Annotated in this window: 15 protein-coding genes; all 15 read left to right on the plus strand. The window is 25.8% G+C overall.

Features of this window, described 5'->3' with window-relative positions:
• The first annotated feature begins 25 nt into the window (after window positions 1–25).
• The 15 genes from pseC (at window position 26) to RDY08_RS02440 (ending at window position 15,501) form a co-directional block, all read left to right on the plus strand.
• A complete protein-coding gene (pseC, locus tag RDY08_RS02370) occupies window positions 26–1,159 on the plus strand; it encodes a UDP-4-amino-4,6-dideoxy-N-acetyl-beta-L-altrosamine transaminase (protein WP_307904823.1) in 1,134 nt (377 codons plus the stop codon).
• Between the two features lie 64 nt (window positions 1,160–1,223).
• The gene (locus RDY08_RS02375) at window positions 1,224–1,826 is read left to right on the plus strand and encodes a DUF445 domain-containing protein (protein ID WP_307904824.1); all 603 of its coding nucleotides are present in this window, start codon (window positions 1,224–1,226) and stop codon (window positions 1,824–1,826) included.
• Window positions 1,823–3,994, plus strand: coding sequence for a peptidase associated/transthyretin-like domain-containing protein (locus tag RDY08_RS02380; RefSeq protein ID WP_307904825.1), 2,172 nt, complete (start codon window positions 1,823–1,825; stop codon window positions 3,992–3,994). Before RDY08_RS02375 ends, RDY08_RS02380 begins: the two co-directional genes overlap by 4 nt.
• 131 nt (window positions 3,995–4,125) lie before the next feature.
• Window positions 4,126–5,148: a Holliday junction branch migration DNA helicase RuvB gene (gene ruvB, locus RDY08_RS02385; protein WP_307904826.1), complete on the plus strand. Its 1,023-nt coding sequence runs from the start codon at window positions 4,126–4,128 to the stop codon at window positions 5,146–5,148.
• Window positions 5,149–5,172: 24 nt separating this feature from the next.
• Entirely contained in the window at window positions 5,173–6,477 is a 1,305-nt protein-coding gene (locus tag RDY08_RS02390) for a methyl-accepting chemotaxis protein (RefSeq protein WP_307904827.1), read from the plus strand.
• Complete coding sequence (locus tag RDY08_RS02395) at window positions 6,477–6,908, plus strand: RrF2 family transcriptional regulator (RefSeq protein ID WP_307904828.1); 432 nt, start codon at window positions 6,477–6,479, stop codon at window positions 6,906–6,908. The genes RDY08_RS02390 and RDY08_RS02395 overlap by 1 nt, the downstream gene beginning before the upstream one ends.
• Window position 6,909: 1 nt before the next feature.
• The gene (locus RDY08_RS02400) at window positions 6,910–7,614 is read left to right on the plus strand and encodes an RsmE family RNA methyltransferase (protein WP_307904829.1); all 705 of its coding nucleotides are present in this window, start codon (window positions 6,910–6,912) and stop codon (window positions 7,612–7,614) included.
• Window positions 7,604–8,926 (plus strand): tRNA (N(6)-L-threonylcarbamoyladenosine(37)-C(2))-methylthiotransferase MtaB, encoded by a 1,323-nt coding sequence (mtaB, locus tag RDY08_RS02405; protein WP_307904830.1) that lies wholly within the window; start codon window positions 7,604–7,606, stop codon window positions 8,924–8,926. The genes RDY08_RS02400 and mtaB overlap by 11 nt, the downstream gene beginning before the upstream one ends.
• On the plus strand, window positions 8,901–9,881 hold the full coding sequence (locus RDY08_RS02410) for a LytR C-terminal domain-containing protein (RefSeq protein ID WP_307904831.1): 981 nt from the start codon (window positions 8,901–8,903) through the stop codon (window positions 9,879–9,881). The genes mtaB and RDY08_RS02410 overlap by 26 nt, the downstream gene beginning before the upstream one ends.
• A 5-nt stretch (window positions 9,882–9,886) precedes the next feature.
• Window positions 9,887–10,222: a ribosome silencing factor gene (gene rsfS, locus RDY08_RS02415; RefSeq protein WP_307904832.1), complete on the plus strand. Its 336-nt coding sequence runs from the start codon at window positions 9,887–9,889 to the stop codon at window positions 10,220–10,222.
• 3 nt (window positions 10,223–10,225) lie between these two features.
• Entirely contained in the window at window positions 10,226–10,648 is a 423-nt protein-coding gene (locus tag RDY08_RS02420; RefSeq protein WP_307904833.1) for a hypothetical protein, read from the plus strand.
• A 107-nt stretch (window positions 10,649–10,755) separates the two neighbouring features.
• Window positions 10,756–12,495 (plus strand): penicillin-binding protein 2, encoded by a 1,740-nt coding sequence (gene mrdA / locus RDY08_RS02425; RefSeq protein ID WP_307904834.1) that lies wholly within the window; start codon window positions 10,756–10,758, stop codon window positions 12,493–12,495.
• Complete coding sequence (gene minC / locus RDY08_RS02430) at window positions 12,496–13,053, plus strand: septum site-determining protein MinC (RefSeq protein ID WP_307904835.1); 558 nt, start codon at window positions 12,496–12,498, stop codon at window positions 13,051–13,053.
• Window positions 13,054–13,064: 11 nt separating this feature from the next.
• Window positions 13,065–13,832 carry a 4-hydroxy-tetrahydrodipicolinate reductase gene (dapB, locus tag RDY08_RS02435; RefSeq protein ID WP_307904836.1) on the plus strand — a complete coding sequence of 256 codons (768 nt, stop codon included), beginning with the start codon at window positions 13,065–13,067 and terminating at the stop codon, window positions 13,830–13,832.
• The gene (locus RDY08_RS02440) at window positions 13,810–15,501 is read left to right on the plus strand and encodes a ribonuclease J (protein WP_307904837.1); all 1,692 of its coding nucleotides are present in this window, start codon (window positions 13,810–13,812) and stop codon (window positions 15,499–15,501) included. Before dapB ends, RDY08_RS02440 begins: the two co-directional genes overlap by 23 nt.

Below are 15,501 nucleotides of genomic sequence, written 5' to 3' on the forward strand. Positions count from 1 at the left end.
GTTTACAAATTCAGGAGGATGTTTTATGGAAAAAAAATATGGATATGGAAAACAATGGATTTTTGAAGAGGATATTAATGAAGTGGTTAAAGTTTTAAAAAGTGATTTTTTAACTCAAGGACCTAAAGTAGAAGAATTCGAAAAAAAAATAGCTGATTATATAGGAACGAAATATGCAGTAGTTTTTTCAAATGGTACAGCAGCTCTTCATGGAGCATATTTTGCAGGTGGATTAAAAAAAGATGATGAAGTAATAACAACTCCAATTACATTTCTGGCTACTTCAAATGCAGCTATATATTTAGGAGGAATTCCTAAATTTGTAGATATTGATATTAATAGTTACAATATTGATGTTAATAAAATAGAAGAAAAGATAACTAATAAAACTAAAATGATTGTACCTGTTAGTTATGGTGGATATCCTGTAAATATTTTAAAAATAAAAGATATTGCTAAAAAATATAATTTGATTGTAATAGAGGATGCAGCACATGCGTTAGGAGCAACTAGAAATGGAATAAAAGTAGGAAAAGAAGCAGATATGACTATGTTCTCTTTTCATCCTATAAAACATATTACAACAGGAGAAGGTGGAGTAATAGTAACAGATAATAAAGATTATTTTGAAAAATTAAAAATTTTTAGAAATCATGGAATAGTAAAAGATAAAAAAAAATTAATTAATATTGGCGAAGAGTGGTATTATGAAATGCAATATTTAGGATATAATTATAGAATGACAGATTTTCAAGCTGCATTAGGAGTGTCACAATTAAAAAAAATAGATAATTTTGTAAAAAGAAGAAGAGAAATAGCTAATATTTATGGAGAAGCGTTTAAAAATATAGACAATATAAAATTGCCACCTGATAGTGAGAAAAATAAAAATGTATATCATCTCTATCCAATTTTAGTTGATAAAAGAGATGAACTTTATAGAGAATTAAAAAAAGTGGGAATAAACTGCCAAATTAATTATATTCCTATTTATAAACAACCATATTATAAAGAAAAATTTGAGTATAATATAGATGAATTTAAAAATTCAGAACTGTTTTATTTAAAAGAACTATCGATACCAATGTATCCAAAATTAAAAGATGAGGATATAAACTATATTATTGAAATCATTATTGAAAAAATAAAGAAATTATGATAGAATATTAAAATAGGATTATAATGTTCTATTTTAATTGCTAGACTGAGAGTAGGAGGTAAATATGTTAGAATTATTAATAATGGTTTTTGTAGGAGCATTAATTGGATGGTTTACAAATTATTTAGCTATAAAGCTTTTGTTTAAACCGTATAATGAGATAAATATTTTAGGATTTAAATTACAGGGAGTAATACCTAAAAGGCAAAAAGAGATAGCTGAAAATATATCTGTTACAGTAAATGAGCATTTAATTTCAATGAAAGATATTAAAAATTCTGTAAACAGTATTGAAATAGAAAATGAAATAGAAAAGATTGTAGATAAAATTGTAGATGAAAAATTAAAATCGGAATTATTAGAAAAAATTCCTATGGTTGGAATGTTTTTGAATGATAAGATTTTAGGTAAAATAAAAGAGTATATAAAAGATGTTTTAGAAGATAATAAAGAAGAGCTTCTTGGAATGTTTTTGGAGAAAGTAGAGGAGAAAGTAGATTTTAAAGAGATTGTGAGAGAAAAGATAGAAAATTTTTCCTTAGAAGAGATTGAAGCTTTAGTTTTAGGAATTGCAAAAGAAGAATTAAAACATATAGAAATTATTGGAGGAATTTTAGGAGCAATAATTGGACTTGTTCAGTTTTTTATAACACGGGTGATAATATGAAAAAATTAAATTTATTATTAATATTTTTTATTATAACGGTGGCTTCTTCAGGGGCGATGTTAAAAGGTATTGTTACTGTAGAAGGTAGTGATAATTTTGGAGTTTTTGTATATTTAGATAAAACAACAAATTATGATATAAGTGATAGAGACGGAAAATTTGAGTTAAATGGTTTTAAAATTGGTAAAACGTATAATCTGATTTTTCAAAAAGAGGATTATCCTGAAATTAAAAAAAAAATTAAAATTGATAGAGAAATAAATTTTATAGATATTAAAATTGTAAAAACACAATATAAAAAGGTTATAAAACAAAAAGTTTTAGGGAAAATAAATTCTGCAATAAAAAAAGATATATTTATAAATTTTGTAAATAAAGGATATGGAATTATTGTAAAACCTAATAAAAAATTTACTGAAGAATTGGAAGAAGGAAAATATACAGCTAAGATAATTCAAGAGGGTTCTAAAATAAAAAAAATTAAATTTACAGTAAAAAATAGTAAAACTAATTTAGGAACAATGAAACTGTTCCCAGAAAAGGATACTAAAAGATTAGAGTTGATTTTTAATCAAAAGATAAAGCATGGATATTTATATTTGTATAAAGATAGTTTGCTAGTTTATTCAAATAAATTAATAAATAATAGATTTTTAAGAATTAATAATCTGGAAAAAGGGAGTTACAATTTAGAAATTAGAAGTTTAAATTATAAGCTTTATTCTACAGAAATTAATTTGATGAAAAATAATAGTTTAAAAATAAATTTGAATAGATTACTAGATAAAGATAGCATATATTTAGAGCTATTTCCTGAAAATAAAAAAATGGAAGCTAAAATATATTTAAATAATATAATATTAGAAAAAGTTAAAAATATAAAAAATTTATATTCATTCACAGGGCTTCAAAAAAATAAAAAATATGATATAGAAATCAGTTCACCAAAATATAAAAAGTTTATTTCAAAGGGAATAAGGCCTGGAGAAACACTAGAAGTTAATTTGAAACGAGATATAAAAGGTGCGATTTTAGCAGGAACAGTGTATCCATTTAATAAAAAAGCTAAAATTATGATTTTAGATATTGATAAAAGGGAAATATTAGCTAAAACAACTTCTAATGAAAATGGAAATTATGAAATTGAATTAAATAAATTAGATAATTCTGGGAGGAAAATGATAAGGTTTTACTCTGATGGATTTAAAGAGTTAAAAAGATATATCTCTTTAAAAAAAGGGGAATATATAAAGGAATATAATGTTGGATTAGAGCCTTTAAAAACTTCTATTAAAGGGGAAGTAACTTTAAAAAAAGAAGATAAAGGAGAAGTTCTAGTAATAATAAAAGAGTTGAATTTATGGCAGTATACTAAAAATAAAAAATATTATTTTAATAATATACCAAAGGGAAAATATACGTTACAGTTTAAAAAAGTAGGGTATTTAAGTGTAGAAAAAACTATAAATTTAAAAAATAAAGAAGAAATCAAATCAAATGTAAAGTTAGTAGGTATAGGAAAAATAGTTGTAACTAGTAATGTTAAGAATTATAAATTATCAATTAATGGGAAAAATTATCAATCGAAAGAATATGTATTTAATTTGGATACAGGCTTAGGAAAAAAAATAATAGGAATAAGCAAAAGCGGGTATAAAATATATCAAACTAAATTAACATTAGAAAATCCAAATCAAGTAAAAATGGTTAAAGTTAATTTAATTAAAAAATCTGATTATGTTTTGGGTATAAAAAATAGATTATTAGAAATAGATAAAATGATTAAAGAATCAAGAATTGACAGTGCAGAATTAAAGATATATGAATTAGAGCATATGAATTTGAATAAAGAGTATATGAAAAAATTAAATAGTAGAAAAGTTAATCTTAAAAAAATAAAAAATAGAATTTTTGATTCTGATAGAAAAATAATCAAAAATATTAAGAACGTAAAAGAAGAAATTGATAAAATGGAAAAATTGGATATAAGTTATTATGAAAAAAGAAAAAGACTAGAAGAAAAATATAAAATGTCTTTAGAATATTTAGAAAACATAATTAAAGATAATCCACATACAACATTGAGAAAAAAAATATATAAGTTAGAGGGCGATATTTATAAAAAGCTAGGAATGACTCAAACTGCTAAAATATATTATGAGAAATAATAAGGAATGGCTTAAAAATAACCTTCCGATTTTGTTTTAAAATACGCAACGATTTAAGCGTTTTTATAACAAAAAAAGAGAAACTTATTTTTTAAACGTTCCTAAGAATTATAAGTGAGAAGGTGATATTAATGGAAGAGAGAGTTCTTTCTACAAAAGAATTTTATGGAGAAGGAGATTTTCAAAAAAGTTTGAGACCGAAGCGGTTTTCAGAATATATTGGACAAGAAAAATTAAAAGAAAAATTAGGGATATTTATAGAAGCTGCAAAAAAAAGAGGAGAACCAGTAGACCATATATTAATTTATGGAGCACCAGGGTTAGGGAAAACAACATTAGCTGGAGTTATTGCAACTGAAATGGGTGTTAATTTGAAAATAACATCTGGTCCAGTTTTAGAAAAAGCAGGAGATTTAGCTGCAATATTAACTTCTTTAGAAGAGAATGATGTTTTGTTTATAGATGAAATCCACAGATTGAATTCTGCAGTAGAAGAGATATTATATCCAGCAATGGAAGATGGAGAATTGGATATAATAATAGGAAAAGGACCGTCAGCAAGGTCAATTAGAATAGAATTACCACCATTTACATTAATAGGAGCTACAACAAGAGCTGGATTATTAACTTCACCTTTAAGAGATAGATTTGGTGTAGTGCATAGAATGGAATATTATAAAATGGAAGAGCTTATAAAGATTATAAAAAGAGGAAGTAATATTTTAGGGGTTAAAGTAGAGGAGAGAGGAGCTTTAGAGATAGCTTCTAGAAGTAGAGGAACACCAAGAATATCAAATAGATTCTTAAAAAGAGTTAGAGATTATGCTCAAATAAGAGGAGATGGAATTATTACTAAAAGAATAGCTGATGAAGCTTTAGAACTTTTAGAAGTTGATAAATTAGGATTGGATGAATTGGATAGAGGTATTTTAAAAGGGATAATAGAAAAATATAATGGTGGTCCAGTAGGGATAGAAACATTATCTCTTTTGTTAGGAGAAGATAGAAGGACTTTAGAAGAGGTATATGAGCCATATTTAGTAAAAATTGGATTTATAAAAAGAACAAACAGGGGAAGAGTTGTAACAGATTTAGCATATGAACATTTAGGGCTAGAAATAGCGGCAAATAGAAAGAATGAGAAATTATTTTAAAAAAACAGATGGAGGGGATAAATTATGAATAATAAAAAAGAGGAATTAAAATTATTTTTAAAAGTTTTAGGAGGAAGTTTTTTACTATTGTTTATATTTAATTTTGGAGAACATATGTTGTTGCCAATGGCACTAATGGAAAATAAATTGATTTTATTCTTTTATACATTAGTTTTGTCATTAATATTAGCTGGAGCACTATATTTTATAACAGTAAAAAGTTTAAAATTATCTAAAAAGGTTGAAGAGAATTTAGTAGAGATGTCAAATGGAAATTTTAACGTTGAAGTGGAAGATTTTGGAAAAGGAAAATTAGCTGAAAATGTGAAAAAAAGAATAGAAACAGTATTATATAATATTTCTGATGTAATAAATAAAATAAAAATTATATACAATGGAGTCTCAACAAGTAAAGGAGAGATATTTAAATCATTAGATGGATTTTTTGAAGTTATATCAAAATTAAAAGATAATTTAGAAGAACAAAATCATATTTATATGAATGTAATATCGAATATAGAAAAAACAACTGGTGGAATACAAGAGATAGCGGCATCAGCTAATGTAGCAGCAGAAACATCACAAAAAACATTGGAATTAACAACAACAACAGTTGAATTAGCAAGTATGGGAATGCAAAATGTAGAAGAGTCTTTAAGCAAAATGGGAGAAATAAAAGAAAATACTGATAAAACAGCAGAGTCAGTAGCAAAACTAGAAGAGTTAGCGAATCAAATTGGTGGAATAATAGCATCAATAACAAAAGTATCAGAACAAACTAATTTATTGGCACTAAATGCGGCAATAGAAGCAGCAAGAGCGGGAGAAGCAGGAAAAGGTTTTGCAGTAGTTGCACAAGAAATAAGAGGACTTGCAGATGAAAGTAGAAAAGCAGCAGATAATATAAGTAGCATAGTGGAAGTTATACAAGGGCAAACAAAACAAGCTGTTGAGAAAATGACAAAAACTTCTGAAGTGGTAACACAAGGGTCTGAAATATCTATTTCAGTGGGAGATAGTTTAAACACTATATTAGATTCTGTAAGTCAAATAAATAACATGATGCATGATGTAGCAGCAGGTTCACAAGAACAATCAGCAAATACTCATGAAATAGCAGAACAAATGGATAAAATAACAGGTTTAGTAAATGAAGAATTAACAAATAGAAAAGTAGTTGGGGAATATGTAAATCAAGGAAAAGTATCAGCAGAGGAGATAAGAAATGAAATGGGAGTTCTTGAATATAAGTTTGAAGGGCTTACAAATGAGCTAACAAAACTAAAAACAAAAGACAATGGGAATAACAAAGAGATTAAGGAGAGATAATGAAAATAACTACAAAGACAAGATATGGGATAAGAGCATTAATTCATATTGCAGAAGAAACAAAAGTAGATGGAGAAAAACTAATTAGAATAAAGGATATTGCAGAATCACAAAAAATTACAGTACAATATTTAGAACAAATATTGTATAAATTAAAAAAAGGAAAAATTATAGAAGGGAAAAGAGGACCTAGCGGTGGATATAAAATAGCGATAGACCCTTCTAATATAACAATGGAAGAGATTTTTAAAATTTTAGAATCAGATATAAAAGTTATAAATTGTAATTTGTCAGAGGATAAATGTATGGGACATGATTGTGCAACTGTTTATTTGTGGAATAAAATAAATAGTGCAATAGAGGATGTATTGAAAAATATGACACTAAATGATTTATTGAAAAATCATAGTTTAATCATGTTGGGTAAGTAAAATGATAACTGTTGTTATAGATAAAAATAATATAGAAGATAATGTTGTTAGAATAAAAGAAAAAAGTGAAATAAATCATTTGAAAAATGTATTAAGAGGAAAAGTAGGAGCTGAAGTTAGATTAATTGATGGAGAAAAAGAATATTTTTCTAAAATAAGTGATATTTCTAAAAAGGAGATAAAATTAGAAATATATAGCGAAAATAAGGAGGATAACTATTCTGTAGAAAGAGATATAACAGCTGCAATATCTATTATAAAATCAGATAATATGGATTTGATAATTCAAAAATTAACAGAAATAGGAATAAAGAAAATAGTACCTATTATTACAAATAGAGTAGTAGTAAAATTAAAAAAGAAAAAAGAGAGATGGGGAAAAATTTCTAAAGAAGCATTAAAACAATGTAGAGGTATAAAATTTGTAGAGATAGAAGAACCTAAATTGTTAAAAGAGTTTGATTTTGAAAATTATAATAGAATAATAGTTCCATATGAAAAAGAAAAAGAAAATAAGATAAAAAATTTAGAGATAAAAAAAGATGAAAAATTACTGTATTTTATAGGACCAGAAGGTGGATTTGAAGAGGAGGAAATTCTTTTCTTAAAAGAAAAAGGAGCAGAAACTTTTACATTAGGAAAAAGAATATTAAGAGCAGAAACAGCTGCAATTGTTGTTGGAGGAATATTATCAAATGAATTTTAAAAAAAAAGTTGCATTCTTCACATTAGGATGTAAAGTTAATCAATATGAAACAGAAAGTATAAAAAAAAGTTTTATAGAAAGAGGATATGTGGAAGAAAAGTTTGAAAATTCTGCTGATATATATATTGTAAATAGCTGTACAGTAACAAGTATAGCTGATAGAAAAACAAGAAATATGTTAAGAAGAGCGAAAAAGATAAATCCAAAAAGTACTGTTGTGGTAACTGGATGTTATGCACAAACGAACAGTAAAGATTTGGAAAAAATAGAAGAAATAGATATGATTATTGGTAACGATAAGAAAAATAAGATAGTAGAAATAATAGAAGATTCAAATGAAGAAGTAATTGTTGGAAATATATTTAACGAAAACAAATATCTGGAGTTAAATTTTTCTACATATCGAGAAATGACAAGAGCTTATATAAAAATACAAGATGGATGTGAAAATTTTTGCTCTTATTGTAAAATTCCATTTGCAAGAGGGAAAAATAGAAGCCGTAAATTGGAAAATATTATAAAAGAAGTTAAACTTTTAGCTGATTCTGGATATAAAGAAATTATATTAATTGGAATAAATTTAGGAGCATATGGAGAAGATTTTGAAGAGAAAATTAAACTTGAAGATGTAATAGAAAAAGTATCAAGAATAGATGGGATAGAAAGAATAAGATTAGGTTCTATATATCCTGATAAAATTAGTGATAGGTTTATAGATATTTTAAAAAATAATAAAAAATTGATGAATCATTTGCATATTTCTCTGCAATCAGGCGATGATAAAGTATTAAATTTGATGAAGAGGAAATACAATGCAAAAGAGGCTATTGATGTATTGAAAAAGATAAAAAGAGAAATACCAGAAATAGCATTTTCTGGAGATGTAATTGTAGGTTTTCCACAAGAAGAAGAAAAAAACTTTGAAAATACATATAATTTTATTAAAGAAATCGGTTTTTCTGATTTACATATTTTTCCATATTCAGATAGAGAAAACAGTTTGGCAACTAGTTTTACAGGGAAAATATCATCTTTAAAGAAAAAAGAAAGAGCTAAAAAATTAGAAGAACTAAGAGAAAAAATGTTTTTAGAATTTAGAGAAAAATATATTGGAAAAGAAGTAGATGTTTTAATAGAAAAAATAGATAATGTAAAGAATATAGCAGAAGGATATACAAAAAATTATTTGAAAGTTGAGATTGAGGCTAATAATGTAAATGATAGCTTTAAAGTAAATGATATTGTAAAAACAAAGATAAAAAAAATAAAAAAGGGGATGCTTATAGGTGGTCCGAAAAAAGAGGAAGATTAAGCCAAGATTTTTTATAATTTTGTCAATATTATCGGGGATAGTTTTTTATTTTTTGTTTTTGGATGAGCCATTAAAAATAAAAAAAGTTCATAATATAATAACAACTGATAACTTTATTCTTATTAAAAATAATGAATTATATTTAGTTTATGATAAAAAAATAGGTTTTAAGTTGCCAAAAGATACAATTTTTTCAAAAACAGAAGAGATAAATAAATTAATAAAAAGAAAAGAATATAGAAAATTACTATTAGAAATAAATTATTTTTTGCCAGAAAAATTAGATGATTATTTTATATTAAATGAGTATAATATGAAAAATATAGATATAAAAAATATACCTAGAATAAAAATCGGGGACAAATTATATTTTGATAGCTATAGTTTTTCTAAAATATTAAATGGGCATAGTTCTAATACAGTAAATTTAAAGAATAAAAATATTATTGTAGACGTTTTAAATGGAAATGGAAAATCTGGATATGCAAAAAAAATAGGAGAATTATTAAAAAAGAAACTGGGTTATAGATATAATCCAGCTAATTATGAAAAATATACAGAATATAGTTATATAATTAATAAAAATTTAAGTAAAGATGAATTAGAAAAAATTGCAATAAATTTACCAGAAAAATATATAAAAAAAATGAAAAACTATTCTGTAGATACATTAGCAAATTCAATAGTTATTTTAGGAAGAGAAAAAAAAATAGGATTTAGTATATGGATTTATACAAATAAAATTTTAGATAGAAAGTATTATAACAAATTAAAAGAAAAAAAATATGTTAGAGTTCATAGAAGTAAAAAAAACAGAAAAATAATTAAAACTTATTTAGAATATAATTCAGAAGATTATTTTACTGCATATAAAATGGGTAAAGTTTTAGGAGTAGATAATTTGGTGGAAAACAACAATATTAAAAATAAAATAAATATATACGTGGAGGAGTAAAAAAGATGAATGATAAATTAAAAGCAATAGTAGAAGGTATCGAAAGTAAAAAAGGGAAGGATGCGGTTGTATTAGATTTGGCAGGGAAAAATAGCGTAGCAGAGTATTTTGTTATATGTACAGGGAGCTCAGAACCTAATTTAAAAGCAATTGTAGATGAAGTAGAGGATAAAATGGAAGGATTAAAAGAAACAAGATTAAGAATAGAGGGGTATAATGAAGGAAAATGGGCTATATTAGATTATGGAGATATAATGGTACATGTATTTTTAGAAGAAACAAGAAAATTTTATAATTTAGAAAATTTGTGGAATCAATCAGAAATTTTATATAGAGGTTAATAAATGGCTGCTATTTTTTATCCAATAATAATATTAATGATATTTATAGAAATGTCTATTTATGTAGATTTTCCATATTTTGCATTGGGATTAACTTTTATTGGGTATTTGACATATAAAGAAGGAAAAAGAGCAATTATATATAGCATGATAATAGCTTTTTTTACAGATTTTAGTTCATATGGAATAATATTTTTTATGTTTTATACATTTTTATTATATCAAATATATAAACATATAAATTTTACTAGAATAAATATAGTTATAGTATCAATATTGGAAATATTATTATATTTTTTATATTTGGGGATATTTAAAATGAATACATTTGATATTTTAATTATAATTAAAGAATTTATATTTGTATTTATTTATAATTCATTATTTTTTGAGTTAGAAAAATTAGATGCGTTTAAGAAAAAATAAGATTTGTATATAAAAAAATAAAATTCTGAGAATTGTTTGAGAAAATATATATTTATTTATATTTTTAAAATAAATTTATTTTAAATTATTTATAAACTGGAGTAAAGATGAAATTAAATAGAGAAAATGATACAAGAGTATATATATTTATTGGGTTTGTAATATTATTTTTTACAATATTGTTAATTAGACTTTTTTTTATGCAGGTTGTGGAATGGAAATATTATAAAAAATTATCTAAAAATAATAGAACTAAAATAAGAGAAATAGAAGCTCCTAGAGGGAAAATTTACGATAGAAATGGCAAGCTTTTAGTTACTAATGTTGCAGGTTATAAATTGGTTTATTTAAATAAAAGAAAATATACTCCTGAAATATTAAAGAAGATAGGAGAAATATTAAATAGATCCCAAAAACAAATTATAAAATTAATAAAAAACGGATATATTTATGGATATACTGGCGAAAATGTATTGGTAGAGGATTTGAATAGAAATATAGCATTAAAACTTATGGAAAACATTGACAATTTCCCATATTTAGATGTAATAACATATCCTAAAAGAAAATATTTATATAATGATTTAGCTTCTCATGTATTGGGATATATAAGGAGTATTAATACGAAAGAGTTTGATAAATTAAGAAAATTAGGGTACAATCAAGGAGATAAAATAGGAAAAAAAGGAATAGAAAAAAAATATGAAAATTTATTAAAAGGTAAAAATGGGTTAGAATACATTGAGGTAAACGCACTTAATAAATTAGTAAATAGATTAGATACAAATGTTGCAACTCCTGGAAAAGATTTAAAATTATCTATTGATATAGAATTAGAAAAAGATATGTCTAATTATCTAAAAGGGAAAAAAGCAGCATTTATTGCAATGGAAGCTAAAACTGGAAGAATTATAACTTTTGTTAGCTCTCCAGGATATGATTTAAATAAGTTTACTGGTAAAATGACACAAAAAGAATGGAATAGTATCTTGAAAAATCCAAATAGGCCATTAGAAAACAGAGGAAGCGTAGGAACTTATCCACCAGGCTCTATTTTTAAACCAATTGTTGCAATGGCGGTTTTAAATTCTGGGATTTCACCGGATAAAACAATTTTTGATCCAGGCTATTATAAAATAGGTAAATGGAGATGGAACGATTGGAAACTAAGTGGGCATGGGATAGTTAATTTAGAAGATGCAATTGTACATTCATGTGATACTTATTTTTATACAATGGGAGATAAAATAGGATATAAAAAAATTGTAGATATGTCAAAACAATTTGGAATAGGAAGAAAAACAGGGATTGATATTCCAGAAGAGAGAGCCGGAAACTTACCAGATGAGAAATGGAAGAGAAGAGTTGTAAATGAACCGTGGTATGGAGGAGATACTATAAATTTATCAATAGGACAGGGATATTTGACAACTACTCCACTTCAGATGTTAGAAGCGTATGATATACTAGCAAATAAAGGAGTTGGATATAAGCCTCATTTTGTAGAAGAAATAGACGGAAAAGAAGTGAAAAAAGTAATAAAATACAAAGTTAATTTAAAAAAGGAATATTTTGATATTATAAACTTAGCATTAAGAAAAGTTGTGAAAGAGGGTACAGCAGCTAATATTAATATGAAAAATATTGAAATAGCTGGGAAAACAGGTTCAGCTGAAAATTCTCATTATAAGATTACACATGCTTGGTTTGCTGGATTTGCTCCATATGATAATCCAGAAATTGTTTTTGTGTCTTTTATAGAAGGAGGAGGGCATGGAGGAAGTCATGCAGCTCCAGCGGCAAAAGAGTTTGTAAAAAAATATTTTGAAAATAGGATGGTGAAATAATTGCTAAAAGGGGTAAAAGAAGGAATTAGTATAGAAATTAATAATTATAATGAGGATATAAAAGAATTAAAAGATAAACTTAAAAACAAAGATTTTTTAGGTGAAGATGTAGATTTTATATTAAGAAGAAAAGATAAAAAATATTTTAGAGAAATTTATGATTTGGTAAATGAGTATGGATATGATGCATATATTCTAAAAGATGAAGAAGAAAAAGAAGAAGTTGAGGAAGAAAAAACCTTGATAGTTAAAAAGACTGTTAGATCGGGAACTAGAATAGAATTTGATGGAAATATAGTTATCGTAGGAGATGTAAATCCAGGCTCAGAAATTTTTGCTGATGGAGATGTATATATCTATGGAAGAGCAAGAGGGATAATTCATGCTGGAAGAAAAGGAGATATTACAAGAAGAATATTAGCTCTAGGAATGGAAGTGAATCAAATTAGAATTGGGAATATATATGCAAAAGGTGACGGTGGATTAAAAAAAGGAGTATCAGAAACAGCATATGTTGAAGATGGAAGAATAGTATTACAAGAGTATAAATGGATATAGGAGGAAATAAAATGTTAAAAGTAGGAGTAATTGGAGCATTAGGGAAAATGGGACAAGAAACAATAAAAGCGGTCTCTAATGAAGATGAAATGAAAGTTGTAGCTGCATTAGATGTGGTTAAAACAGGCGAAGAAATAAAAATAGGTGAAAACAGTTATAAAATTAGTGATAGCATTGAAAAAGCCTCTAAAAATGTTGATGTATTTATTGATTTTACAGGTCCAAAATCAGTGAAAGAAAATGCGAAACAAATAATTGGATTAGGAAAAAATTTGATTATAGGGGCAACAGGTATTTTAGAAGCTGAAATTAACGAATTAAGAGTTTTAGCTTTGGAAAATAAAGTAAATGTTATGATTATACCTAATTTTGCAATTGGAGCAGTTTTGATGATGGAATTTTCAAAAAGAGCAGCTAAATATTTTAATGAAGTAGAAATATTGGAATATCATCATCCATATAAATTGGATGCTCCGTCTGGAACGGCAATAAAAACTGCAAAGCTAATTCAAGAAACTAAAGAATCTAGAGAAAAATTAAAGGGAAAAGAGATTATAGAAGGAGCAAGAGGAGCAAATGTTGGAGATATAAATATCCATAGTATTAGATTAAATGGGTTTGTAGCATCACAAGAAGTAATATTTGGTGGAGCGGGACAGACATTAAAAATAAGGCATGATTCAATAAATAGAGAATCTTTTATGCCGGGAGTTATATTAGCACTTAAAAATATTAATGAAATAGAGGGGGTAATTTATGGAATGGAAGCCATTTTATAATAATAATAAAGAAGGGAAGTTATATGTTATACCTTTAGGAGGAATTGGAGAAATAGGGAAAAATATGACATTGATTCAATATAAAGATGAAATTATTTCAATAGATGTAGGATTAACTTTTCCTGGAGAAGATATGTTGGGAATAGATTTAGTGATACCAGATTTTAATTATGTGATTAAAAATTCTTCGAAATTAAAAGGAATAGTATTAACTCACGGGCATGAAGATCATATTGGAGCTTTGCCATACTTATATAAAGAGATACCAGCAGACATTCCTATGTATGGAAGTAAATTAACATTAGCATTAGCAAAAGAAAAATTTGAAAGATTTGATGAAAATGTAAAACATAATTTTAAAGAGGTAAAAGGAAGAGATAAAGTAAAAATTGGGAAATATTTTGAAGCTGAATTTATAAAAACGACTCATAGTATTTCAGATACTTTTGCTATTGCAATACATACTCCTATAGGAACTATAGTTCATACTGGAGATTTTAAAATAGATTTAACACCAATTAATAATGAATCTACAGACTTTTTTAAATTAGCAGAATTAGGAGAAAAGGGAGTTTTATTTTTAATGTCTGACAGTACCAATGCTGAAAGAGAAGGGTACACTATGTCAGAAAGAAGTGTTGGAGAGGCATTGCAACAAGAGTGTGAAAAGGCAAAAGGGAGAATAGTTGTAGCAGCTTTTGCAAGTCATATACATAGATTGCAACAAATTATAGAGGTAGCTACAAATTTAGGAAGAAAAATAGCTATTGATGGAAGAAGTATGATTAGAGTTGTGGAACTAGCTTCTAGATTAGGCTATTTAAAGATAGAAGATAATGTATTAATTGATCTGAAATCAGTAGATAATTATAAAGATGAAGAGATAGTTTTATTGTGTACAGGAACTCAAGGAGAACCAATGGCTGCATTATCTAGAATAGCTAATAGAACACATAAACATATAAATATAAAAGAAGGGGATACTGTAATAATATCTGCTACACCTATTCCTGGGAATGAAAAAGCAGTATATAAAACAATAAATAGATTAATAAAAAATAATGCTGAAGTTATTTATGAAAAAATATCAGGAATTCATGTATCTGGACATGGAAGTCAAGATGAATTAAAGTTAATGTTAAATTTAGTTAAACCTAAATTTTTTATGCCAGTTCATGGAGAGTATAAACATTTAAAAAAACATAAAGATATGGCATTAGCAGTTGGAATTCCTGAAGAAAATATTATAATCTCTGAAAATGGATTGAAAATTGAAATAACTAAAAATAATGCTAAAATATCAGGTAAAGTACCATCAGGAATAACATTAATAGATGGGCTTGGAATAGGTGATATTGGAAACATTGTATTAAGAGATAGACAACATTTAGCTCAAGATGGTATAGTGATAGTAGTTATAACTATTTCAAAAAAAGATGGAGAAATTCTTGCAGGACCAGATATAATTACAAGAGGATTTGTATATGCAAGAGAGTCTGGAGATCTTATTCGTGGTACTGAAAGTTTGATAAAAGAGGAACTTTCAAAATATAAAAAAGTAACAGAATGGGCAGTATTAAAAAGCGCTGTAAGAGATATAACAAGAGGATATTTATATGAACAGACAAAAAGAAATCCAATAATTTTACCTATAATAATGGAGGTTTAA

Source organism: Haliovirga abyssi, from assembly GCF_030295325.1.
Classification (GTDB): Bacteria; Fusobacteriota; Fusobacteriia; order Fusobacteriales; family Haliovirgaceae; genus Haliovirga; species Haliovirga abyssi.

Coding starts and splice junctions, on each gene's coding strand:
- pseC (WP_307904823.1), top strand. CDS start 26: ATGGAAAAAAAATATGGATATGGAAAACAATGGATTTTTGAAGAGGAT.
- RDY08_RS02375 (WP_307904824.1), top strand. CDS start 1,224: ATGTTAGAATTATTAATAATGGTTTTTGTAGGAGCATTAATTGGATGG.
- RDY08_RS02380 (WP_307904825.1), top strand. CDS start 1,823: ATGAAAAAATTAAATTTATTATTAATATTTTTTATTATAACGGTGGCT.
- ruvB (WP_307904826.1), top strand. CDS start 4,126: ATGGAAGAGAGAGTTCTTTCTACAAAAGAATTTTATGGAGAAGGAGAT.
- RDY08_RS02390 (WP_307904827.1), top strand. CDS start 5,173: ATGAATAATAAAAAAGAGGAATTAAAATTATTTTTAAAAGTTTTAGGA.
- RDY08_RS02395 (WP_307904828.1), top strand. CDS start 6,477: ATGAAAATAACTACAAAGACAAGATATGGGATAAGAGCATTAATTCAT.
- RDY08_RS02400 (WP_307904829.1), top strand. CDS start 6,910: ATGATAACTGTTGTTATAGATAAAAATAATATAGAAGATAATGTTGTT.
- mtaB (WP_307904830.1), top strand. CDS start 7,604: ATGAATTTTAAAAAAAAAGTTGCATTCTTCACATTAGGATGTAAAGTT.
- rsfS (WP_307904832.1), top strand. CDS start 9,887: ATGAATGATAAATTAAAAGCAATAGTAGAAGGTATCGAAAGTAAAAAA.
- RDY08_RS02420 (WP_307904833.1), top strand. CDS start 10,226: ATGGCTGCTATTTTTTATCCAATAATAATATTAATGATATTTATAGAA.
- mrdA (WP_307904834.1), top strand. CDS start 10,756: ATGAAATTAAATAGAGAAAATGATACAAGAGTATATATATTTATTGGG.
- dapB (WP_307904836.1), top strand. CDS start 13,065: ATGTTAAAAGTAGGAGTAATTGGAGCATTAGGGAAAATGGGACAAGAA.
- RDY08_RS02440 (WP_307904837.1), top strand. CDS start 13,810: ATGGAATGGAAGCCATTTTATAATAATAATAAAGAAGGGAAGTTATAT.